Below are 22,034 nucleotides of genomic sequence, written 5' to 3'. Positions count from 1 at the left end.
CTCTGTAGGTCGGATAAGCGTAGCGCCATCCGACATCAGGTTTACCAGCCGCTTTCTTACTGTACTTCTAAAGGCCAGTGGACATAGCTCTGCCACTGGCTTTCTTGTTCAATCAACTCTTTCCCCAGCGGATGCTGTTCCAGCCAGTCCGGCGGCAGCGTTAAGGCGAGAATTTCATTCGACGCCTGCAGCGTAATGGCCGGCACCAGATCGTCACGACGGCGGCTGGCAAAGATAATCGCCAGTCTGAGCAGACGGCAGAGATGCTCCGCCACGCGCGGCGGTACGGCGTTTTGCTGATGCAACGACGAGAGATCGACCGGGTTGGTCTGATTTAACAGCAGCGTGGCGAGCAGTTTTTTCTGTGCAGGCGTGAAGCCCGGCAAATCCAGATTGCGAACCAGATAGGCGGCATGCGAAGGCGCTTGCTTGAAATCAACGCTCAGGCCTATCTCGTGCAGTTGGCAGGCGCTGATCAGCAGTTCGCGACTGATCGGCTCAAGATGCCACTCATTTTCTACCTGATCGAGAAAACTCACCGCCAGATTCGCGACGCGATGCGCCTGTTCGGTATCTACCATAAACCGGCGTTGAATGTTACGCAGCGTGCGGCTGCGAATATCCTGATCCACTGCGAGATGCAGCATTCCGTAGACCAGTCCTTCGCGCAACGCCCCACCGGCCAGGGTCATGCATTGAATATTAAGTTCGGTGAAGATCGCGATCAGAATGGCCAGCCCGCTGGGGAACACCAGCGCGCGTTCCAGAGTTAACCCTTCAATTTCCAGCTCTTCCAGACGGCCACAGTGAATGGCTCGCTGTTTCAACTGCTGCAATTTTGCCAGCGTGATGCGCTCATCCATTCCCTGCGCCATCATGATTTCCTGCAACGCCTGAACAGTACCGGAGGCACCGACGCAGACTTTCCAGCCATGATAGCGAAGTTCATCGGCAACCGGACGCAGCACATCTCGCGCGGCTTTTTCCGCTTCGTCGAAATTTTCTTGCGCCAGATTGCGATCGGTAAAGTAGCGTTCAAGCCAGGTGACACAGCCCATCGACAGGCTGAACAACGAGGTGGTTTGTGCGCCTGTTCCGGTGACCAGTTCGGTGCTGGCACCGCCAATATCGACGACCAGACGCTGATCCGCTCCGCCAGTGGTGTGCGCCACGCCCTGATAAATCAGGCGCGCTTCTTCTTCACCGCTGATGACCTGAACCGAACAACCGAGGATTTCCTGCGCTTTAGCGATAAACTCGCTGGCATTCACTGCGATACGCAAGGTTGCCGTGGCGACCACGCGGATTTGAGGCTGCGGAATATCCTGAAGGCGCTCGGCGAACAGACGCAGGCATTGCCAACCGCGCTCCATTGCATCAGCAGAAAGGACATTGTTACTGTTCAGACCGGCGGCCAGACGCACTTTGCGTTTAATGCGCGTGAGCGTCTGGATACTACCCGCTACCTCGCGTACTACCAGCATATGAAAACTATTGGAACCGAGATCAATGGCTGCGTACAACGAGGTAGAGTTCATACACTTCATCCTTCAACCTGTATCTGTGTTGGCTGCATTCTCTCACCCGAATCACTGACTAAAGTAAGCTCATCGTGATGCGTTTTCTTGCCGCCTTGATACAGGCTGAATAATTTTGTGTATGGCATAACGTTTCTTAACCTGAGCGACGACGATTACGCGGGGCACCGCCAGAGCGACGCGGGCCATTGCCAGGACGCGTGCGCGTCAGACGCAGCGGCTTCGGCAGGTTGTTCATCAACGCATCCGGATTATATTTACTCACCGGAATTGAGTGACCAATGTAGGTTTCAATGGCGGGCAGGTTCAGGGCGTACTCTTCACAGGCCAGGCTGATGGAGTGACCGCTTGCGCCAGCACGGCCCGTACGACCAATACGGTGTACGTAGTCTTCGCAATCGTCCGGCAGATCGTAGTTAAAGACGTGCGTGACGGCAGGAATGTGCAGGCCGCGCGCGGCGACGTCGGTCGCTACCAGGATATCCAGATCGCCACGGGTGAATTCGTCGAGGATACGCAGACGTTTTTTCTGCGCTACGTCGCCCGTCAGCAAACCGACGCGATGACCGTCAGCGGCAAGGCTACCCCAGATATCTTCGCAACGGTGTTTGGTGTTCGCGAAGACGATGGCGCGATCCGGCCACTCTTCTTCGATCAGCGTTTGCAGTAAGCGCATTTTCTCTTCGTTAGACGGATAGAAAAGCTCTTCTTTAATACGGTGACCCGTTTTTTGTTCCGGCTCGACTTCAACGTATTCGGCGTTGTTCATTTGTTCGAACGCCAGTTCACGCACGCGGTAAGAAAGGGTGGCAGAGAACAACATGTTCAGGCGCTGGTTGGCCGGCGGCATGCGGCGGAACAGCCAGCGGATATCTTTAATAAAGCCCAGATCGTACATGCGATCGGCTTCATCGAGGACCACCACCTGGATGGCGCCAAGATTGATGTGATTCTGTTTCGCGTAGTCGATCAGACGACCCGTGGTGCCAATTAAAATATCGACGCCGCTTTCCAGCACTTTCAGCTGTTTGTCGTAACCGTCACCGCCGTAAGCGAGGCCCAGCTTCAGACCGGTCGTCTGTGCCAGTGGCTCGGCATCGGCGTGGATCTGCACGGCTAACTCACGCGTCGGCGCCATAATTAAGGCACGTGGCTGGTTCACCTTGCGATCGTCAATCGCGGGATGAGAGAGAAGATAATGAAACGTTGACGTCAGGAACGCCATCGTTTTTCCGGTACCGGTTTGCGCCTGCCCTGCAACATCGCGACCAGCCAGCGTAAGCGGCAGTGCGAGGGCCTGAATGGGCGTGCAGTTATGAAAGCCTTTATTTTCAAGGGCTTCAATAACCTTTGGGTGCAGGGCGAAGTCGGAAAACTTCTGTTCTGTTAAATGTGTTTTGCTCATAGTGTGGTAGAATATCAGCTTACTATTGCTTTACGAAAGCGTATCCGGTGAAATAAAGTCAACCTTTAGTTGGTTAATGCTATACACAAATCATTCATGATGCGTCGAGGCGGCAAGCAAATGCGTCCACAGGAACGTACAGAGTACGTGACTGGGGCGATGAGCGAAGCCAACAAAGAGGCCGCTTGAAGGATGATGTTGTATATACCAACACACCAGGCTTTTTCCTGTGGAGTTTATATGAGCGATAAAATTATTCACCTGACTGACGACAGTTTTGACACGGATGTACTCAAAGCGGACGGGGCGATCCTCGTTGATTTCTGGGCAGAGTGGTGCGGACCGTGCAAAATGATCGCCCCGATTCTGGATGAAATCGCTGACGAATATCAGGGTAAATTGACGGTTGCTAAACTGAACATTGACCAAAACCCAGGCACCGCGCCGAAGTATGGTATCCGTGGCATCCCGACCCTGCTGCTGTTTAAAAACGGTGAAGTTGCAGCGACCAAAGTGGGCGCACTGTCCAAAGGTCAGTTGAAAGAGTTCCTCGACGCTAACCTGGCGTAAGCCGGACGTCTCATGTTCGGGCGACCAGGATCCTAAATGATTCGGATGACTGGACGCCCGACGTGAGTCGTGCTAAGTTAGTGTTGACTTCGAATTAAACATACCTTATTTAAGTTTGAATCTTGATAACTCCAATACTTCCCGTTTTTTCTCGCACGAGAAGTGGACAGATTCCTGGCTTATCATTCAATCCGTCTTGTCGTTTCAGTTCTGCGTACTTTCCTGTGACCAGACAGCGAACAGACATGAGTTGATGGCCGCAAACAGGCATGGATGACCCTGCCATACCATTCACAACATTAAGTTCGAGATTTACCCCAAGTTTAAGAACTCACACCACTATGAATCTTACCGAATTAAAGAATACGCCGGTTTCTGAGCTGATCACTCTCGGCGAAAATATGGGGCTGGAAAACCTGGCTCGTATGCGTAAGCAGGACATTATTTTTGCCATCCTGAAGCAGCACGCAAAGAGTGGCGAAGATATCTTTGGTGACGGTGTGCTGGAGATATTGCAGGATGGATTTGGTTTCCTCCGTTCTGCAGACAGCTCCTATCTCGCCGGTCCTGATGACATCTACGTTTCCCCCAGCCAAATCCGCCGTTTCAACCTCCGCACTGGTGATACCATTTCTGGTAAGATTCGCCCGCCAAAAGAAGGCGAACGCTACTTTGCGCTGCTGAAAGTTAACGAAGTTAACTATGACAAACCGGAAAACGCCCGTAACAAAATTCTCTTCGAAAACTTAACCCCGCTGCACGCAAACTCTCGTCTGCGTATGGAACGTGGTAACGGTTCTACCGAAGACTTAACGGCGCGCGTTCTGGATCTGGCTTCGCCAATCGGTCGTGGTCAGCGTGGTCTGATCGTCGCACCGCCGAAAGCCGGTAAAACCATGCTGCTGCAAAACATTGCGCAGAGCATCGCTTACAACCACCCAGACTGTGTGCTGATGGTGCTGCTTATCGACGAACGTCCGGAAGAAGTGACCGAGATGCAGCGTCTGGTGAAAGGTGAAGTTGTTGCTTCTACCTTTGACGAACCGGCATCCCGTCACGTTCAGGTTGCGGAAATGGTTATCGAGAAAGCGAAACGTCTGGTTGAACATAAAAAAGACGTTATCATTCTGCTCGACTCCATCACCCGTCTGGCGCGCGCTTACAACACCGTGGTTCCGGCCTCCGGTAAAGTGCTGACCGGTGGTGTGGACGCTAACGCCCTGCATCGTCCGAAGCGTTTCTTCGGTGCGGCACGTAACGTGGAAGAGGGCGGCAGCCTGACCATCATCGCAACGGCGCTGATCGATACCGGTTCTAAGATGGATGAAGTTATCTACGAAGAGTTTAAGGGCACCGGTAACATGGAGCTGCACCTCTCTCGTAAGATTGCTGAAAAACGCGTCTTCCCGGCTATCGACTACAACCGTTCCGGTACCCGTAAAGAAGAGCTGCTCACCACTCAGGAAGAGCTGCAGAAAATGTGGATCCTGCGTAAGATTATTCACCCGATGGGCGAAATCGACGCAATGGAATTCCTCATTAATAAACTGGCGATGACCAAGACTAACGACGACTTCTTCGACATGATGAAGCGCTCGTAAACTCGCTCTCAGCCGAAAACGCCACGTTTTTACGTGGCGTTTTGCTTTTATGTCTGTAATCTTAACGGCAAGTTAACAAATAACGGGTTATCACCCTCCACTACGCGTGTGTCAGTTATCAAGTGCGACGCGTGGTTAATAATTATACAAAACAGACGGTTCGGGATGGAGTTTCCCTTCTGAATACAGGTCTTCGTGGTTATACTTCTGCTAATAATTTTCTCTGAGAGCACGCATTGTGAATTTACTGACAGTCAGTACTGATCTCATCAGTATTTTTTTATTCACGACACTGTTCCTGTTTTTTGCACGCAAGGTCGCAAAAAAGGTCGGTTTAGTGGATAAACCCAACTTCCGTAAACGCCACCAGGGATTGATACCGTTGGTTGGGGGCATCTCAGTTTATGCGGGGATTTGTTTCACATTCAGCATTGTGAATGTTTATATTCCCCATGCGGCTCTCTATCTGGCTTGTGCCGGTGTACTGGTCTTTATCGGCGCACTGGACGATCGCTTTGATATTAGCGTAAAAATTCGTGCCACCATTCAGGCCGCTATCGGCGTGATCATGATGGTGGTGGGCAAGCTTTACCTCAGTAGCCTCGGCTATATCTTTGGTCCGTGGGAGATGGTGCTCGGGCCATTTGGTTATTTCCTCACACTCTTCGCCGTATGGGCTGCGATCAACGCATTCAACATGGTGGATGGTATCGACGGCTTATTAGGCGGACTCTCAAGCGTCTCATTTGCCGCGATGGGACTTATCCTGTGGTTTGATGGACAGACAAGTCTGGCTATCTGGTGCTTTGCCATGATCGCCGCCATCCTGCCATATATTCTGCTGAACCTCGGTGCACTCGGCCGTCGCTATAAAGTGTTTATGGGCGACGCTGGCAGCACGCTGATTGGTTTTACCGTTATCTGGATCCTGCTAGAAACCACCCAGGGGAAAACGCACCCGATAAGCCCGGTTACCGCGCTGTGGATCATCGCCATTCCGCTGATGGATATGGTGGCCATCATGTACCGTCGTCTGCGTAAAGGGATGAGCCCGTTCTCGCCAGACCGTCAGCATATTCATCATTTGATCATGCGCGCAGGGTTTACTTCACGTCAGGCGTTTGTCCTGATCACGCTTGCCGCTGCGATACTGGCCTCGATTGGCGTGCTTGCGGAATATTCTCATTTTGTCCCGGAATGGGCCATGTTGGTGCTCTTTTTGCTAGCATTCTTCCTCTACGGTTACTGCATTAAACGTGCCTGGAAGGTGGCGAGGTTCATCAAACGCATGAAGCGCAGATTACGAAGAAACCGTGATAACAATCCGAAATTAACCAAGTAAATGAGGGTGCGATGACTCAACCATTGCCGGGGGCACACGCTGTGAGCGCTGAGAATGAACTGGATATACGTGGGTTGTTTCGTACCTTGTGGGCCGGGAAGGTGTGGATTGTCGGTATCGCGCTGTTATTCGCGCTGATCGCGCTGGCGTATACTTTTTTTGCTCGTCAGGAGTGGAGTGCGACCGCAATCTCCGATCGCCCCACGGTGAATATGCTGGGCGGTTACTATTCCCAGCAGCAGTTTTTGCGGAATCTGGACATAAAAGCCGATAACGCGTCAGGCGATCAACCTTCGGTCATGGATGAAGCTTATAAAGAGTTCGTGATGCAACTGGCCTCCTGGGATACGCGCCGCGACTTCTGGTTGCAAACCGACTACTACAAGCAGCGAATGGTCGGCAACAGCAAAGCCGATGCCGCCATGCTTGACGAGATGATCAATAACATTCAGTTCACCCCCGGTGATTTCGCCCGCGCCATTAACGACAGCGTCAAACTCATTGCCGAAACCGCGCCTGATGCGAACAATTTGCTGCGTCAGTATGTGGCGTTCTCCAGCCAGCGCGCGGCAAGCCATCTCAACGAAGAACTAAAAGGCGCGTGGGCCGCACGGACCGTGCAAATGAAGGCGCAGGTCAAACGTCAGGAAGAGGTGGCGAAAGCTATTTTCTCTCGCCGCGTGAGCAGTATTGAGCAGGCGCTTAAGATCGCTGAACAGCACAATATCTCCCGCAGTGCGACCGATGTGCCGGCAGATGAATTACCGGATTCTGAGCTGTTTCTGCTCGGACGTCCGATGCTCCAGGCACGCCTTGAAAATTTACGGGCGGTTGGTCCCTCATTCGACCTGGACTACTTCCAGAATCGAGCCATGCTAAATACATTGAATGTGGGGCCAACTCTGGACCCGCGTTTTCAGACCTATCGCTATTTGCGTACGCCGGAAGAACCGGTAAAACGCGATAGCCCGCGCCGTGCCTTCCTGATGGTGATGTGGGGCATCGTGGGGGGGCTTATCGGCGCAGGTGTTGCGTTAACCCGCCGCCGCACGATTTAGCACGACTGCCGCAGTGAGGGGCTGGGCCCTCACTGACTATTCGAAGAGAATCGATGTGAAAGTACTGACTGTATTTGGCACGCGACCGGAAGCCATAAAAATGGCACCTCTGGTGCATGCGCTGGCAAAGGATCCTGATTTCGACGCAAAAGTCTGCGTCACCGCGCAGCACCGGGAGATGCTCGATCAGGTATTGAACCTCTTTTCTATTGTCCCTGACTACGATCTCAACATCATGCAGCCAGGTCAGGGGTTGACAGAAATTACCTGTCGGATACTGGAAGGGCTGAAGCCTATCCTCGCTGACTTCAAGCCGGATGTGGTGTTGGTTCACGGAGATACCACTACCACTATTGCGACCAGTCTGGCCGCGTTTTACCAGCGCATACCGGTAGGTCATGTCGAAGCCGGGCTACGCACTGGCGATCTCTATTCCCCGTGGCCGGAAGAAGCAAACCGTACGCTAACCGGGCATCTGGCGATGTATCACTTTGCGCCGACGGAGAACTCACGGCAAAACCTGCTGCGCGAGAACATCGCCGACAGTCGTATCTTTGTCACCGGCAATACGGTGATTGATGCGCTGATCTGGGTGCGCGACCGCGTTCTGGCGAGCGATACGCTACGTTCAGAACTGGCTGAACAGTATCCGTTCCTCAGTTCTGATAAGAAGCTGATCCTGGTGACCGGTCATCGTCGTGAAAGCTTTGGTCGCGGGTTTGAGCAGATTTGCCATGCCCTGGCGGAGATTGCGGCCGCTAATCAGGATGTGCAGATTGTCTACCCAGTGCACCTGAACCCGAACGTCAGCGAGCCGGTCAACCGTATTCTCGGCCATGTTAAAAACGTGACGCTGATTGAACCGCAGGACTATCTGCCCTTTGTCTGGCTGATGAATCACGCCTGGCTGATTCTGACGGACTCCGGCGGGATTCAGGAAGAGGCCCCGTCACTGGGTAAACCGGTGCTGGTGATGCGCGAAACGACCGAACGCCCCGAGGCCATTACCGCGGGTACGGTGCGTCTGGTGGGGACAGACCCACAGCGCATTGTTGAAGAAGTCACGCGTTTGCTGCATGACGAAAACGAATATCAGACCATGAGCCGCGCCCATAACCCTTATGGCGACGGGCAGGCCTGTGGCCGTATTTTACACGCGTTAAAAAACAATCGGGTATCGCTATGAGTTTTTCTACCATTTCTGTTATTGGGCTGGGATATATCGGTTTGCCGACGGCGGCTGCCTTTGCTTCGCGCCAAAAGCAGGTGATTGGGGTGGACGTTAACCCGCATGCGGTGGAGACCATCAATCGCGGTGAAATCCATATTGTTGAGCCGGATCTGGATAACGTGGTGAAAACGGCGGTGGAAGGCGGCTTCCTGCGCGCCACCACCACGCCCGTTGACGCTGATGCGTATCTGATTGCCGTGCCGACGCCGTTTAAAGGCGAACATGAGCCGGACATGACCTATGTCGAAGCGGCGGCGAAATCCGTTGCGCCGGTGCTGAAAAAGGGCGCGCTGGTGATCCTCGAGTCGACCTCTCCGGTCGGTGCGACCGAACAGATGGCGGCGTGGCTGGCAGAAATGCGCCCGGATCTCACTTTCCCGCAACAGGCTGGAGAGCAGGCGGATGTGAATATCGCTTATTGTCCTGAACGTGTGCTGCCGGGGCAGGTGATGGTGGAACTGATCAAGAATGACCGGGTGATCGGCGGCATGACGCCGGTGTGCTCGGCGCGCGCCAGTGAACTGTACAAGATATTCCTTGAAGGCGAGTGCGTGGTGACGAATTCCCGTACGGCAGAAATGTGCAAGCTGACGGAAAATAGCTTCCGCGACGTCAATATCGCCTTTGCCAACGAACTGTCGCTGATTTGCGCCGAGCAGGGGATTAACGTCTGGGAGCTGATTCGCCTGGCGAACCGCCATCCGCGTGTCAACATTCTCCAGCCGGGACCGGGCGTCGGCGGGCACTGTATTGCTGTCGATCCGTGGTTTATTGTGGCGCAGAATCCGCAGCAGTCGCGTCTGATTCGTACCGCGCGTGAAGTGAACGACAGCAAACCGCACTGGGTTGTCGCTCAGGTCAAAGCCGCCGTTGCGGACTGCCTGGCGGCGACGGACAAGCGCGCCAGCGAAGTGAAAATCGCCTGCTTCGGTCTTGCATTCAAACCCAATATCGACGATCTGCGTGAAAGCCCGGCGATGGGGATCGCGAAAAGTATCGCCCAGTGGCACAGCGGTGAAACGCTGGTGGTGGAACCGAATATCCACCAACTGCCGAAAAAGCTGGATGGTCTTTGCACACTGGCAGAACTTAACGACGCGCTGGCCACTGCCGACGTGCTGGTGATGTTGGTCGATCACAGCCCGTTTAAAGCCATCCAGGGTGATGCCGTGCATCAGCAGTACATCGTGGATACCAAAGGAGTGTGGCGTTAATGAAACGGATTCTGGTGACTGGTGGCGCAGGTTTCATCGGTTCAGCGGTGGTACGGCATATCATTAATGAGACGGCGGATGCGGTGGTGGTGGTGGATAAACTCACCTACGCTGGCAATCTGATGTCGCTGGCGCCGGTAGCGCAGAGCGAGCGCTTTGCCTTCGAGAAAGTGGATATTTGCGATCGCGCCTCGCTGGATCGGGTTTTTCAACAGTATCAGCCAGACTGCGTGATGCATCTGGCTGCCGAAAGCCATGTCGATCGCTCTATCGACGGCCCGGCGGCGTTTATCGAAACCAACATTGTTGGTACCTACACGCTGCTGGAAGCGGCGCGGGCGTACTGGGGTGAACGGGCTGATGAGAAAAAATCGGCGTTTCGCTTCCATCATATCTCGACGGATGAAGTGTATGGCGATTTGCACTCGACGGATGATTTCTTTACTGAGACGACGCCGTACGCCCCAAGCAGCCCCTATTCCGCGTCAAAAGCCAGTAGCGATCACTTGGTGCGCGCCTGGCTGCGTACCTACGGCTTCCCGACGCTTATCACCAACTGCTCTAACAACTATGGCCCATACCACTTCCCGGAAAAACTGATCCCGTTGATGACGCTCAATGCGCTGGCAGGTAAACCGCTGCCCGTGTATGGCAACGGACAGCAGATCCGCGACTGGCTCTATGTGGACGATCACGCCAGAGCGCTGTACTGCGTGGCGACTACCGGGGAAATCGGTGAAACGTATAACATCGGCGGTCATAACGAGCGTAAGAATCTGGACGTGGTTGAGACGATTTGCGACCTGCTGGAAGAACTGGCACCGAACAAACCGCAGGGTATCGCGCACTACCGCGACCTGATTACCTTTGTGGACGATCGTCCTGGTCACGACTTACGTTACGCCATTGACGCGTCGAAAATCGCCCGTGAGCTTGGCTGGACGCCGCAGGAAACCTTTGAAAGCGGTATGCGTAAAACCGTGCAGTGGTATCTGGCGAATGAGGCCTGGTGGAAGCCCGTGCAGGATGGCAGCTATCAGGGCCAACGTTTGGGTCTGAAGGGGTGATTACCCGGAGGAAGAAGGCATGAAAGGTATCATTCTGGCGGGAGGGTCCGGCACCCGTCTGCATCCTATCACGCGCGGCGTGTCTAAACAGCTGCTGCCTATTTACGATAAACCGATGATTTATTATCCGTTATCGGTGCTCATGCTGGCAGGCATTCGCGAGATCCTGATTATTACCACGCCGGAAGATAAAGGGTATTTTCAGCGCCTGTTGGGTGACGGTTCTGAATTCGGCATTCATCTGCAGTATGCCGAACAACCGAGTCCAGATGGTCTGGCGCAAGCGTTTATCATCGGTGAGACGTTCCTTAACGGTGAACCTTCCTGCCTGGTGTTAGGCGATAATATCTTCTTCGGTCAGGGGTTTAGCCCCAAATTGCGTCATGTGGCTGCGCGTACCGAAGGGGCAACCGTGTTTGGCTATCAGGTGATGGATCCGGAACGGTTTGGCGTGGTGGAGTTTGATGACAATTTCCGCGCCATCTCGTTAGAAGAGAAACCGAAGCAGCCTAAATCTAACTGGGCGGTGACCGGGCTCTATTTCTACGACCGCAACGTGGTGGAGTACGCGAAGCGTGTGAAACCGTCTGAACGCGGCGAACTGGAGATCACCTCTATCAACCAGATGTATCTTGAAGCGGGCGATCTGACAGTTGAGTTGCTGGGGCGCGGTTTTGCCTGGCTCGATACCGGGACGCATGACAGCCTGATTGAGGCGAGTACCTTTGTGCAGACGGTTGAAAAGCGTCAGGGATTCAAAATTGCCTGTCTGGAAGAGATTGCCTGGCGCAATGGCTGGCTGGATGATGACGGCGTGAGACGTGCCGCCAGCGCCTTAGCGAAAACGGGCTACGGCCAATATTTGCTGGAGCTGCTTCGTGCACGTCCGCGCCAGTATTGAACCGCTGGGTTGGGAAAACCGCTTCTTTGGCGTGAACAGTGCGATTGTCCGGCTGGATCCCGTGGCGCCGTTTTTAACCGCTGAAGTCTTACAGCCCTGGTCACGGGTGCAGGCTAAAATTCCGGCGGCCAATACCGCCGCGCTGGATGCCTTGCAACAGCTTGGCTTTGCGCTGGTGGAAGGGGAAGTGGATCTTGCCGTCAGCGTCGGGAAAACCTGCGGGCAAACTGGCGCAGAAATTGCACAACTGACGGACATTCCGGCATTGCGTCAACTCGCTGCGGCGGCCTTTGCGCAAAGTCGCTTTCGTGCGCCGTGGTACGCGCCTGACGCCAGCGCCCGCTTTTATGCGCAGTGGATTGAAAACGCGGTACACGGCACGTTTGATCATCAGTGTCTGGTGCTTCGTACCTCAAACGGCGATATTCGCGGCTATGTTTCACTGCGCGAACTTGATGACGGTGAGGCGCGCATCGGCTTACTCGCCGGGTATGGCGCAGGAGCCGAGCTGATGCAGGCGGCGCTGGGCTGGGCGCAGGCGCGCGGCAAAACAACATTGCGGGTGGCGACCCAGATGGGCAACACCGCCGCGCTTAAACGTTATATACAAAGCGGTGCGAATATTGAAAGCACCGCGTACTGGTTATACAGGTGACAACATGATTCCGTTTAACGCACCGCCGGTGGTGGGAACCGAACTTGACTATATGCAGTCTGCGATGGGCAGCGGCAAACTGTGCGGCGATGGCGGCTTTACTCGTCGTTGTCAGCAGTGGCTGGAGCAGCGTTTTGGCAGTGCGAAGGTGTTGCTGACGCCTTCCTGTACCGCCTCCCTGGAGATGGCGGCACTGCTGCTGGATATTCAGCCGGGTGATGAAGTGATCATGCCGAGTTACACCTTCGTGTCGACCGCGAATGCGTTTGTGCTGCGCGGTGCCAAAATCATCTTTGTGGATATCCGTCCGGATACCATGAACATCGACGAAACACGTATTGAAGCCGCGATCGGCGAAAAAACGCGGGCGATTGTGCCTGTTCATTACGCGGGCGTGGCCTGTGAGATGGACACCATCATGGCGTTGGCGGATAAGTACAACCTGTTTGTCGTGGAAGATGCCGCGCAGGGCGTCATGTCGACTTACAAAGGCCGTGCGCTGGGAACGATAGGCCACATCGGCTGCTTCAGCTTCCACGAAACGAAAAACTACACGGCGGGTGGCGAAGGCGGCGCAACGCTGATTAACGATCGCAGCCTTATCGAGCGTGCGGAAATTATTCGCGAAAAAGGCACTAACCGCAGCCAGTTCTTCCGCGGTCAGGTCGACAAATATACCTGGCGCGATATTGGTTCCAGCTATTTGATGTCCGATCTACAGGCCGCCTATCTCTGGGCACAACTGGAAGCGGCGGACCGTATTAATCAGCAGCGTCTGGCGCTGTGGCAGACCTACTACGATGCCCTCGCACCGCTGGCGCGTGCCGGCAGAATTGAACTGCCGTCCATTCCGGATGACTGTAAACAGAACGCCCATATGTTTTATATCAAGCTGCGCGACATTGACGATCGTAATGCGCTGATTAACTTCCTGAAAGAAGCTGAAATTATGGCGGTGTTCCATTACATTCCGCTGCATGACAGCCCGGCGGGCGACAAGTTTGGTGAATTTTCCGGCGAGGATCGCTACACCACCAAAGAGAGTGAGCGCCTGCTGCGCCTGCCGCTGTTTTATAACCTGTCGGCAGTGAATCAGCGTACGGTGATGACGACATTGCTTAACTATTTCGCCTGATATGTCGCTTGCGAAAGCGTCCTTGTGGACGGCGGCCAGCACGCTGGTCAAAATTGGCGCGGGGTTACTGGTCGTTAAGTTGCTGGCGGTATCTTTCGGTCCGGCTGGCGTCGGCCAGGCTGGAAACTTCCGTCAGATGGTCACCGTACTCGGTGTCCTGGCGGGGGCCGGGATTTTCAATGGCGTCACCAAATACGTCGCGCAGTCCCATGATAATCCGGAACAACTGCGGCGGGTTGTCGGTACGTCCTCGGCCATGGTGCTGGGTTTTTCGACGCTGCTGGCGCTGGTGTTTTTGCTCGCGGCGGCACCGATTAGCCAGGCGCTATTCGGCCATACTCAGTATCAGGGGCTGGTGCGCTTAGTGGCGTTGGTGCAGATGGGGATTGCCTGGGCCAACCTGCTGCTGGCGTTGATGAAAGGATTTCGTGATGCGGCCGGAAATGCGCTGTCACTGATGGTCGGCAGCCTGGTGGGCGTCATTGCCTACTATGGCTGTTACCGATTGGGCGGCTATGAAGGCGCGCTCCTTGGTCTGGCGCTGGTGCCCGCGCTGGTGGTGATCCCTGCGGCTGCCATGCTGATGAAACGCGGGACGATCCCGCTGCGCTATCTGTGGCCGTCCTGGGACAAGGGGCTGGCGGGGCAACTCAGCAAGTTTACCCTGATGGCGCTGATCACCTCCGTCACGCTGCCCGTGGCCTATGTGATGATGCGAAACCTGCTGGCTGCGCACTACAGCTGGGACGACGTCGGGATCTGGCAAGGGGTGAGCAGTATTTCGGATGCTTACCTACAATTTATTACCGCTTCGTTCAGCGTCTACCTGTTGCCGACGCTGTCGCGCCTCACCGAAAAACGGGATATCACGCGAGAAGTGGTGAAGTCGCTGAAGTTTGTTCTGCCTGCGGTGGCCGCCGCGAGTTTCACCGTCTGGCTGCTGCGTGATTTTGCTATCTGGCTGCTGTTCTCTGAAAAATTCACCGCCATGCGCGATCTGTTTGCCTGGCAGTTAATCGGAGATGTGTTGAAGGTCGGGGCGTATGTCTTCGGTTATCTGGTGATCGCCAAAGCATCACTGCGATTTTATATTTTGGCTGAAATCAGCCAGTTCATTTTACTGACGGCATTTGCGCACTGGCTGATCCCGGCACACGGCGCGCTGGGTGCGGCACAGGCCTACATGGCCACGTACGTCGTCTATTTCTCTCTGTGTTGTTGCGTATTTTTACTCTGGCGTAGGCGGGCATGACAGTATTGATTCACGTACTGGGATCGGATATCCCTCACCATAATCAAACCGTGCTGCGGTTTTTCAACGATACGCTGGCATCGACCAGCGAGCATGCCCGTGTCTTCATGGTTGCGGGTCAGGATGCCGGGCTGACGGAAAGCTGCCCGGCGCTGTCCATTCGTTTCTTCAGCGGTAAAAAATCGCTGGCGGAGGCGGTGATTGCGCAAGCCAAAGCGAACAGACAACAGCGCTTCTTCTTCCACGGTCAGTTTAATACGACGCTGTGGCTGGCATTACTGAGCGGGGGAATCAAGCCCAGCCAGTTTTACTGGCATATCTGGGGCGCAGATCTGTATGAAGTCTCCAGCGGACTGAAATTCAAACTGTTTTACCCGATTCGCCGCCTGGCGCAAAGCCGTGTCGGGGGCATTTTTGCCACCCGTGGCGATCTGAACTATTTCGCTCAACAGCACCCGCGCGTGCCGGGTGAGCTGCTCTATTTCCCGACGCGAATGGATCCCTCGCTCAACAATATGGTGAACTTTCGCCAACGCAGCGGAAAAATGACCATTCTGGTGGGTAACTCTGGCGATCGCAGTAACGAACATATTGCTGCGCTGCGGGCGGTGCATCAGCAGTTTGGCGACACGGTAAACGTGGTGGTCCCGATGGGCTATCCGCCGAACAACGACGCGTATATTGCGCAAGTCCGCCAGGCGGGACTGAGCTTGTTCAGCGCAGATAACCTGCAGATCCTCAGCGACAAGCTGGCGTTCGAGGACTATCTGGCGCTGCTTCGGCAGTGCGATCTCGGGTACTTTATTTTTGCCCGTCAGCAGGGAATTGGCACCTTATGCTTGCTAATTCAGGCGGGTGTACCGTGCGTGCTGAACCGCGAGAATCCGTTCTGGCAGGACATGGTGGAACAGCATCTTCCGGTGCTCTTCACGAGCGACGAGCTGAACGAACAGGTGGTGCGCGAGGCGCAGCGCCAACTGGCATCCGTGGATAAAAACGCCATTACCTTCTTTAGCCCGAACTATTTGCAGCCCTGGCATCACGCATTGCAGGTCGCCGCAGGGGAGGCACTATGAGCCTGATGCAGTTCAGCGGCCTGTTTGTCGTCTGGCTCCTCTCCACGTTGTTTATCGCTACGCTGACCTGGTTTGAATTCCGCCGCGTGCGCTTCAACTTCAACGTGTTTTTCTCGCTGCTGTTTTTACTGACCTTCTTTTTTGGCTTTCCGCTAACCAGCGTGCTGGCGTTCCGCTTTGACGTCGCCGTCGCGCCGCCGGAAATCCTGCTACAGGCGCTGCTTTCCGCCGCCTGTTTCTACGCGATCTACTATGTGACCTATAAGACCCGCTTACGCAAACGGGTGTCAGATGTGCCGCGCAAACCGCTGTTCACTATGAACCGGGTAGAAACCCATCTTACCTGGGTGATTCTGATGGGGATTGCGCTCATCAGCGTGGGCATCTTCTTCATGCACAACGGCTTTTTGCTGTTCCGTCTACAGTCGTACAGCCAGATTTTCTCCAGCGAAGTCTCCGGTGTGGCGCTAAAGCGCTTCTTTTACTTTTTTATCCCGGCGATGCTGGTGGTCTATTTCCTGCGTCAGGACAGCAAAGCGTGGCTGTTCTTCCTGGTCAGCACGGTCGCATTTGGCTTACTGACGTATATGATCGTCGGCGGTACCCGCGCCAATATCATCATCGCCTTCGCCATTTTCCTGTTCATCGGCATTATTCGCGGCTGGATCTCGTTGTGGATGCTGGCAGCGGCGGGTGTGCTGGGGATTGTCGGCATGTTCTGGCTGGCGCTGAAGCGCTACGGACTGAACGTCAGCGGTGACGAAGCGTTCTACACGTTTCTCTATCTCACCCGCGACACGTTTTCTCCGTGGGAGAACCTGGCGCTGCTGCTGCAAAACTACGACAAGATTGAGTTCCAGGGGCTGGCGCCGATTGTCCGCGATTTCTATGTCTTTATTCCCTCCTGGCTGTGGCCGGGGCGACCGAGCGTGGTGCTGAATACCGCGAACTATTTTACGTGGGAAGTGCTGAACAACCATTCCGGTCTGGCGATCTCGCCGACGCTGATTGGGTCGCTGGTGGTGATGGGCGGGGCGTTGTTTATCCCGCTGGGAGCGATTGTGGTGGGATTGATCATCAAATGGTTCGACTGGCTGTATGCGCTGGGTAATCGTGAGACAAACCGCTACAAGGCCGCGATTTTGCATAGTTTCTGCTTTGGCGCGATTTTTAATATGATCGTGCTGGCGCGAGAGGGACTGGACTCGTTTGTCTCGCGTGTTGTTTTTTTCCTGGTGGTTTTTGGTGCCTGTTTGCTGGTGGCAAAACTTTTGTTCTGGCTGTTTGACCAGGCCGGACTGATCCATAAACGTTTGCGAGCCCTGCCAGACAAACAGGTTGAAGGATAGCAATGACTGATAATACAACGGCACCGATTTACGATCTGCGCGGGCTCCAGCTGATTGGCTGGCGAGATATGCACCATGCGCTGGACTATCTCTACGCTGGCGGCCAGCTTAAGCAAGGTACGCTGGTGGCGATTAACGCAGAAAAGGTTCTGACGGCGGAAGATAACCCGGAAGTCCGCGCCCTGATTGAGGCGGCTGAGTATAAATATGCCGACGGGATTAGCGTCGTGCGCTCGGTACGCAAAAAATTTCCGGATGCCCAGGTTTCTCGCGTGGCGGGTGCCGATCTCTGGGAAGCGTTGATGGCCCGCGCGGGCGAGGAAGGTACGCCGGTATTCCTGGTGGGCGGAAAACCAGACGTGCTGGCGCAAACGCAAGCGAAACTGCGCGCCCAGTGGAATGTGAACATTGTGGGTAGCCAGGACGGCTATTTTACGCCAGAGCAGCGTTCTGCGCTGTTTGAGCAGATCCATGCCAGCGGAGCGAAAATCGTTACCGTGGCGATGGGATCGCCGAAACAGGAAATCTTTATGCGCGATTGCCGACAGGTGCATCCGCATGCGCTCTATATGGGGGTCGGTGGCACTTATGACGTCTTCACTGGTCACGTAAAACGCGCGCCGAAAGTGTGGCAGAACCTGGGGCTGGAGTGGCTGTATCGCCTGCTGTCGCAGCCGAGCCGCATTACTCGTCAGCTCCGTTTACTGCGTTACCTGCGCTGGCACTACAGCGGAAATATCTGAAACCCCTTCCTCGTGTGGGTAGCGCATTCTGCTCCATGCGCTACCTCACTGCCGCATTTTTGCTCCGTTATTATACAAAATATGCATTTTTTTAATGCTTCGTTTGCCATTTTGCCAAATTTGCGAAAACATGCGCCCCCAGCGATGTACCCATAACAATAACCGGCAATGCCGGAAAGCAAACAAACACGACAAGAGGATTTATGGCAGAGAAAAAACCTGAGCTACAGCGTGGGCTGGAGGCTCGTCATATCGAATTGATTGCCCTGGGGGGCACCATTGGCGTCGGTCTGTTTATGGGGGCGGCAAGCACCCTGAAATGGGCAGGACCTTCGGTGTTGCTGGCGTATATCGTCGCCGGCCTGTTCGTCTTTTTTATTATGCGCTCAATGGGTGAGATGCTGTTCCTGGAGCCAGTAGCCGGATCTTTCGCCGTTTATGCTCACCGCTACATGAGTCCGTTCTTCGGTTATCTCACCGCGTGGTCTTACTGGTTTATGTGGATGGCGGTTGGTATCTCGGAAATCACCGCGATCGGCGTCTATGTCCAGTTCTGGTTCCCGGAGATGGCGCAATGGATACCGGCGCTGATAGCCGTTGGACTGGTGGCGCTGGCAAACCTGGCGGCCGTTCGGCTGTATGGCGAAATCGAGTTCTGGTTCGCGATGATTAAAGTCACTACCATCATCGTGATGATTGTGGTGGGTCTGGGCGTGATTTTCTTCGGCCTGGGCAACGGCGGCCAGCCGATTGGCTTTGGCAACCTGACTGAGCACGGCGGCTTCTTTGCTGGCGGCTGGAAAGGCTTCCTCACCGCGCTGTGTATTGTGGTCGCCTCTTATCAGGGGGTGGAGCTGATCGGGATTACGGCGGGTGAAGCCAAGAACCCGCAGGTTACGTTGCGTAGCGCGGTTGGCAAGGTGTTATGGCGTATTCTGATCTTCTACGTGGGCGCGATATTCGTGATCGTCACCATCTTCCCGTGGAACGAAATTGGCAGCAACGGCAGTCCGTTCGTCCTGACCTTTGCCAAAATTGGTATCACCACCGCCGCGGCGATTATCAACTTTGTCGTGCTGACCGCTGCGCTGTCTGGCTGTAACAGCGGAATGTACAGCTGTGGGCGTATGCTCTACGCGCTGGCGAAGAACCGTCAACTGCCGGCGGCGATGGCGAAAGTCTCTCGTCATGGCGTTCCGGTGGCGGGCGTGGCGCTATCGATTCTGATTCTGCTGGTCGGTTCGTGCCTGAACTACATCATTCCTAATCCGCAGCGCGTCTTCGTCTATGTTTATAGTGCAAGCGTGCTGCCGGGGATGGTGCCGTGGTTTGTGATTCTGATTAGCCAGCTGCGTTTTCGCCGGGCGCATAAAGCGGCGATGGCCAGCCATCCGTTCCGTTCGATTTTGTTCCCGTGGGCAAACTATTTGACGATGGCGTTCCTGGTTTGCGTTCTGATCGGTATGTACTTTAATGAAGATACCCGTATGTCGCTGTTTGTCGGTATCATCTTCCTGTGCGCCGTGACGCTTGTTTACAAGGTTTTTGGCCTCAACCGTCAGGGTATCGCCCAGAAAACGGGGGAATAAGCGGCAAAACGCGCAAAGCGTAACCAAACGCGCATTTTATTTAAAAAGGCACTAGACAGCGGGGTGTGAAGTCCGTATTATCCACCCCCGCAACGGCGCTAAGCGCCCGTAGCTCAGCTGGATAGAGCGCTGCCCTCCGGAGGCAGAGGTCTCAGGTTCGAATCCTGTCGGGCGCACCATTCACCCGGTGCTGGAGCTGCGGTGGTTTCGATACCGCGTAAAAAGATTTGTAGTGGTGGCTATAGCTCAGTTGGTAGAGCCCTGGATTGTGATTCCAGTTGTCGTGGGTTCGAATCCCATTAGCCACCCCATTATTAAAAGTTGTGAAATGCGAAGGTGGCGGAATTGGTAGACGCGCTAGCTTCAGGTGTTAGTGTCCTTACGGACGTGGGGGTTCAAGTCCCCCCCCTCGCACCACGACTTAATGAATTGAACTAAAAATTCAAAAAAGCAGTACATCGGCGAGTAGCGCAGCTTGGTAGCGCAACTGGTTTGGGACCAGTGGGTCGGAGGTTCGAATCCTCTCTCGCCGACCAATTTTGAACCCCGCTTCGGCGGGGTTTTTCTTTTTCTGCACCACTTAATTTCTTCTTCTTTTCTGCTGTTGCTTCTCAGAGACAACCCTGTTTGCCATTGTCGCCATTTGGTGACGATTAACTTTCTGATATTTCAGCGCTTTCGTGTATCGGGTGAGATCTGTCTCTGCTGAGCGACAATTCATCGCGTGTCCGGTGGGCAGAAATAGGGAAAGCTGCCGACAACCCGCGCCAGCACAGGGATCGTGAATTGTCTTAATCCTTATTTTTAGCGGTGCAATCCTGGCATGCAATGTGCAATAATATACGGGTAGATGCTCATTCCATCTCTTATGCTCGCCATAGTGCCTCATAAACTCAGGAATGATGCAGAGCCGTTTACGGTGCTTATCGTCCACAGACAGATGTCGCTTCGGCCTCATCAAACACCATGGACATAACGTTGAGTGAAGCACCCATTTATGTTGTCATACAGACCTGTTTAACGCCTGCTCCAAAAGAGCAGGCGTTTTTTTATTTCTGCGGTGGGGAAATTTGTAGGCCCGGTAAGCGAAGCGCCACCGGGCGTTAGGGCGTTACTGCGGGGGCGTGTTTTGTAACGTCAGCATCAGGCCGTCACGGCGCATGGTGGCCGCTTCTTCCGGTTGATGCAGGCGGTCGAGCGCGTCAGCAAGCCAGGCGTAATCGTACGCATCCGGGCGTTGCTTGAGCGCCGCGCGGAAGGCAACGGTCGCCTCCTGCCATTCGCCATGCTTCATCAGCGACTGGCCCAGCGTGCTCCATAGCAGCGGACGATCGCCGACGGTCTTGATCTGCTGACGCAGCACTTTTTCCAGCTGTTCCGGGTTATTGGTTTTCAGACGCGGAATTGGCAGCACCAGGCGATCGTCATATTGACGCTTCAGACCGTCGATAATAATCTGCTGCGCCATATCGTGATCGTCGCATTCAATTAGATGCTCAGCCATTGCCACCTGCAGGGCGACCTGATGGCGGGTTTTACGGCTCTGGTTTTTCCACCATTCGCGTAGACCATCGCTGCCCTGATCGGCACGCGCCTGATCCATCAAACCAATCCACGCCTGCTGTTCCAGCATCGCACGATGTTCTTCATCACCGACGTTAGCTTTCGCCATTGACGGGATGATATCGAGCAGAGAACTCCAGGCGCCGGTGCGGATGTAGGCCTGTTCCGCCAGACGTAATACTTCCGGATGACGCGGAGTCACCTCCAGCAGTTTGTCCACGCCGTGGCGCGCGGCATGATTCTCGTTGCGCGCCAGTTGCAGGCGGACACGTGAAATCTCAACCGGGATCGTGTCGTTACCGGCGAGTTCTGCCGCACGTTCCAGATGCTGGTTCGCACGGGCTTCATCGCCGCGCTGTTGCGCCGCTTCTGCGGCGAGCAGGTAGTTCACCACCGGCTGTTCAGCATGATCGGCATTTTTTGCCATTAGCTTCTCAACCTGCTGATAGTCACCTTCCGCCAGTTTCAACAGCGCCTGTTCGGTCTGTTTGCGGGCGCGACGACGTTTACGGCCAACAAACCAACCGCGCGTATGTGCGCCGGTACGGAAGATGCGGCGTAACAACCACTCAATGGCAAACAGGACGACCATCGCCAGGATCAGGATGATGACCAGTCCTGTTACGCTGGTTTCAATGTTGTACGTGTCGGTCTGGATCAGGACGTAACCCTGATGACCGGCAATCATCGGGCCGATCACGATACCCGCGATCAGCAGCACAAAGAGCAATAATACTTTTAGCAT

Annotated in this window: 19 protein-coding genes and 4 tRNA genes; 20 read left to right on the top strand and 3 right to left on the bottom strand. The window is 54.6% G+C overall.

Annotated features, from left to right (window positions below; genetic code table 11):
* Positions 1-56: 56 nt before the first annotated feature.
* Together gppA and rhlB are read right to left on the bottom strand one after the other, a co-directional pair.
* The gene (gene gppA, locus OGY35_RS11695) at positions 57-1,538 is read right to left on the bottom strand and encodes a guanosine-5'-triphosphate,3'-diphosphate diphosphatase (protein WP_152400910.1); all 1,482 of its coding nucleotides are present in this window, start codon (positions 1,536-1,538) and stop codon (positions 57-59) included.
* 136 nt (positions 1,539-1,674) lie between these two features.
* A complete protein-coding gene (rhlB, locus tag OGY35_RS11690) occupies positions 1,675-2,943 on the bottom strand; it encodes an ATP-dependent RNA helicase RhlB (protein ID WP_046492918.1) in 1,269 nt (422 codons plus the stop codon).
* Between the two features lie 240 nt (positions 2,944-3,183).
* Here rhlB and trxA point away from each other — a divergent pair, with 240 nt between their 5' ends.
* From trxA to OGY35_RS11590, 20 genes are all read left to right on the top strand, one after another.
* Complete coding sequence (gene trxA / locus OGY35_RS11685; protein WP_001280776.1) at positions 3,184-3,513, top strand: thioredoxin TrxA; 330 nt, start codon at positions 3,184-3,186, stop codon at positions 3,511-3,513.
* A 134-nt stretch (positions 3,514-3,647) separates the two neighbouring features.
* Positions 3,648-3,767 carry a rho operon leader peptide gene (locus tag OGY35_RS11680; protein WP_071887707.1) on the top strand — a complete coding sequence of 40 codons (120 nt, stop codon included), beginning with the start codon at positions 3,648-3,650 and terminating at the stop codon, positions 3,765-3,767.
* An 87-nt stretch (positions 3,768-3,854) separates the two neighbouring features.
* Positions 3,855-5,114 carry a transcription termination factor Rho gene (gene rho, locus OGY35_RS11675; protein ID WP_002437993.1) on the top strand — a complete coding sequence of 420 codons (1,260 nt, stop codon included), beginning with the start codon at positions 3,855-3,857 and terminating at the stop codon, positions 5,112-5,114.
* Between the two features lie 238 nt (positions 5,115-5,352).
* Positions 5,353-6,456: a UDP-N-acetylglucosamine--undecaprenyl-phosphate N-acetylglucosaminephosphotransferase gene (gene wecA / locus OGY35_RS11670; RefSeq protein ID WP_152400912.1), complete on the top strand. Its 1,104-nt coding sequence runs from the start codon at positions 5,353-5,355 to the stop codon at positions 6,454-6,456.
* A gap of 11 nt (positions 6,457-6,467) precedes the next feature.
* Positions 6,468-7,514, top strand: a complete 1,047-nt coding sequence (gene wzzE, locus OGY35_RS11665) for an ECA polysaccharide chain length modulation protein (RefSeq protein ID WP_152400915.1) — start codon at positions 6,468-6,470, stop codon at positions 7,512-7,514.
* A gap of 55 nt (positions 7,515-7,569) precedes the next feature.
* Positions 7,570-8,700, top strand: coding sequence for a non-hydrolyzing UDP-N-acetylglucosamine 2-epimerase (gene wecB / locus OGY35_RS11660; RefSeq protein WP_286632349.1), 1,131 nt, complete (start codon positions 7,570-7,572; stop codon positions 8,698-8,700).
* The gene (gene wecC, locus OGY35_RS11655; protein ID WP_286632348.1) at positions 8,697-9,959 is read left to right on the top strand and encodes a UDP-N-acetyl-D-mannosamine dehydrogenase; all 1,263 of its coding nucleotides are present in this window, start codon (positions 8,697-8,699) and stop codon (positions 9,957-9,959) included. Before wecB ends, wecC begins: the two co-directional genes overlap by 4 nt.
* Positions 9,959-11,026, top strand: coding sequence for a dTDP-glucose 4,6-dehydratase (gene rffG, locus OGY35_RS11650; protein ID WP_152400921.1), 1,068 nt, complete (start codon positions 9,959-9,961; stop codon positions 11,024-11,026). The genes wecC and rffG overlap by 1 nt, the downstream gene beginning before the upstream one ends.
* A gap of 19 nt (positions 11,027-11,045) precedes the next feature.
* A complete protein-coding gene (rfbA, locus tag OGY35_RS11645; RefSeq protein ID WP_178825751.1) occupies positions 11,046-11,927 on the top strand; it encodes a glucose-1-phosphate thymidylyltransferase RfbA in 882 nt (293 codons plus the stop codon).
* A complete protein-coding gene (rffC, locus tag OGY35_RS11640; protein ID WP_286632347.1) occupies positions 11,905-12,582 on the top strand; it encodes a dTDP-4-amino-4,6-dideoxy-D-galactose acyltransferase in 678 nt (225 codons plus the stop codon). The genes rfbA and rffC overlap by 23 nt, the downstream gene beginning before the upstream one ends.
* A 4-nt stretch (positions 12,583-12,586) precedes the next feature.
* Positions 12,587-13,717: a dTDP-4-amino-4,6-dideoxygalactose transaminase gene (rffA, locus tag OGY35_RS11635; protein ID WP_152400927.1), complete on the top strand. Its 1,131-nt coding sequence runs from the start codon at positions 12,587-12,589 to the stop codon at positions 13,715-13,717.
* Position 13,718: 1 nt separating this feature from the next.
* Complete coding sequence (wzxE, locus tag OGY35_RS11630; RefSeq protein WP_286632346.1) at positions 13,719-14,969, top strand: lipid III flippase WzxE; 1,251 nt, start codon at positions 13,719-13,721, stop codon at positions 14,967-14,969.
* Complete coding sequence (locus tag OGY35_RS11625; protein ID WP_178825261.1) at positions 14,966-16,045, top strand: TDP-N-acetylfucosamine:lipid II N-acetylfucosaminyltransferase; 1,080 nt, start codon at positions 14,966-14,968, stop codon at positions 16,043-16,045. The genes wzxE and OGY35_RS11625 overlap by 4 nt, the downstream gene beginning before the upstream one ends.
* On the top strand, positions 16,042-17,394 hold the full coding sequence (gene wzyE, locus OGY35_RS11620) for an ECA oligosaccharide polymerase (RefSeq protein ID WP_286632345.1): 1,353 nt from the start codon (positions 16,042-16,044) through the stop codon (positions 17,392-17,394). The genes OGY35_RS11625 and wzyE overlap by 4 nt, the downstream gene beginning before the upstream one ends.
* 2 nt (positions 17,395-17,396) lie before the next feature.
* Positions 17,397-18,137 (top strand): lipopolysaccharide N-acetylmannosaminouronosyltransferase, encoded by a 741-nt coding sequence (gene wecG / locus OGY35_RS11615; protein WP_286632344.1) that lies wholly within the window; start codon positions 17,397-17,399, stop codon positions 18,135-18,137.
* Positions 18,138-18,340: 203 nt separating this feature from the next.
* Positions 18,341-19,726, top strand: coding sequence for a bifunctional threonine/serine APC transporter ThrP (thrP, locus tag OGY35_RS11610; RefSeq protein WP_152400939.1), 1,386 nt, complete (start codon positions 18,341-18,343; stop codon positions 19,724-19,726).
* A gap of 102 nt (positions 19,727-19,828) precedes the next feature.
* Positions 19,829-19,905, top strand: a tRNA-Arg gene (locus OGY35_RS11605).
* Between the two features lie 56 nt (positions 19,906-19,961).
* Positions 19,962-20,037, top strand: a tRNA-His gene (locus tag OGY35_RS11600).
* A 19-nt stretch (positions 20,038-20,056) separates the two neighbouring features.
* Positions 20,057-20,143 (top strand) — tRNA-Leu (locus tag OGY35_RS11595).
* A 42-nt stretch (positions 20,144-20,185) separates the two neighbouring features.
* A tRNA-Pro gene (locus OGY35_RS11590) sits at positions 20,186-20,262 on the top strand.
* 575 nt (positions 20,263-20,837) lie between these two features.
* On the opposite strand, the gene hemY is transcribed toward OGY35_RS11590, so the two are convergent.
* On the bottom strand, positions 20,838-22,034 hold the full coding sequence (gene hemY / locus OGY35_RS11585; RefSeq protein WP_178827873.1) for a protoheme IX biogenesis protein HemY: 1,197 nt from the start codon (positions 22,032-22,034) through the stop codon (positions 20,838-20,840).

Source organism: Citrobacter sp. Ct235 (assembly GCF_030332305.1).
Classification (GTDB): Bacteria; Pseudomonadota; Gammaproteobacteria; order Enterobacterales; family Enterobacteriaceae; genus Citrobacter_A; species Citrobacter_A telavivensis.
The sequence above is the reverse complement of the archived record's forward strand: the minus strand, read 5'-3'. Positions and strand labels throughout refer to the sequence as shown.

What these genes read in the sequence shown, in the direction of transcription:
- gppA (WP_152400910.1), bottom strand. Translation starts at nt 1,538, where the DNA reads ATGAACTCTACCTCGTTGTACGCAGCCATTGATCTCGGTTCCAATAGT.
- rhlB (WP_046492918.1), bottom strand. Translation starts at nt 2,943, where the DNA reads ATGAGCAAAACACATTTAACAGAACAGAAGTTTTCCGACTTCGCCCTG.
- trxA (WP_001280776.1), top strand. Translation starts at nt 3,184, where the DNA reads ATGAGCGATAAAATTATTCACCTGACTGACGACAGTTTTGACACGGAT.
- rho (WP_002437993.1), top strand. Translation starts at nt 3,855, where the DNA reads ATGAATCTTACCGAATTAAAGAATACGCCGGTTTCTGAGCTGATCACT.
- wzzE (WP_152400915.1), top strand. Translation starts at nt 6,468, where the DNA reads ATGACTCAACCATTGCCGGGGGCACACGCTGTGAGCGCTGAGAATGAA.
- wecC (WP_286632348.1), top strand. Translation starts at nt 8,697, where the DNA reads ATGAGTTTTTCTACCATTTCTGTTATTGGGCTGGGATATATCGGTTTG.
- rffG (WP_152400921.1), top strand. Translation starts at nt 9,959, where the DNA reads ATGAAACGGATTCTGGTGACTGGTGGCGCAGGTTTCATCGGTTCAGCG.
- rfbA (WP_178825751.1), top strand. Translation starts at nt 11,046, where the DNA reads ATGAAAGGTATCATTCTGGCGGGAGGGTCCGGCACCCGTCTGCATCCT.
- rffA (WP_152400927.1), top strand. Translation starts at nt 12,587, where the DNA reads ATGATTCCGTTTAACGCACCGCCGGTGGTGGGAACCGAACTTGACTAT.
- wzxE (WP_286632346.1), top strand. Translation starts at nt 13,719, where the DNA reads ATGTCGCTTGCGAAAGCGTCCTTGTGGACGGCGGCCAGCACGCTGGTC.
- OGY35_RS11625 (WP_178825261.1), top strand. Translation starts at nt 14,966, where the DNA reads ATGACAGTATTGATTCACGTACTGGGATCGGATATCCCTCACCATAAT.
- wzyE (WP_286632345.1), top strand. Translation starts at nt 16,042, where the DNA reads ATGAGCCTGATGCAGTTCAGCGGCCTGTTTGTCGTCTGGCTCCTCTCC.
- wecG (WP_286632344.1), top strand. Translation starts at nt 17,397, where the DNA reads ATGACTGATAATACAACGGCACCGATTTACGATCTGCGCGGGCTCCAG.
- thrP (WP_152400939.1), top strand. Translation starts at nt 18,341, where the DNA reads ATGGCAGAGAAAAAACCTGAGCTACAGCGTGGGCTGGAGGCTCGTCAT.
- hemY (WP_178827873.1), bottom strand. Translation starts at nt 22,034, where the DNA reads ATGCTAAAAGTATTATTGCTCTTTGTGCTGCTGATCGCGGGTATCGTG.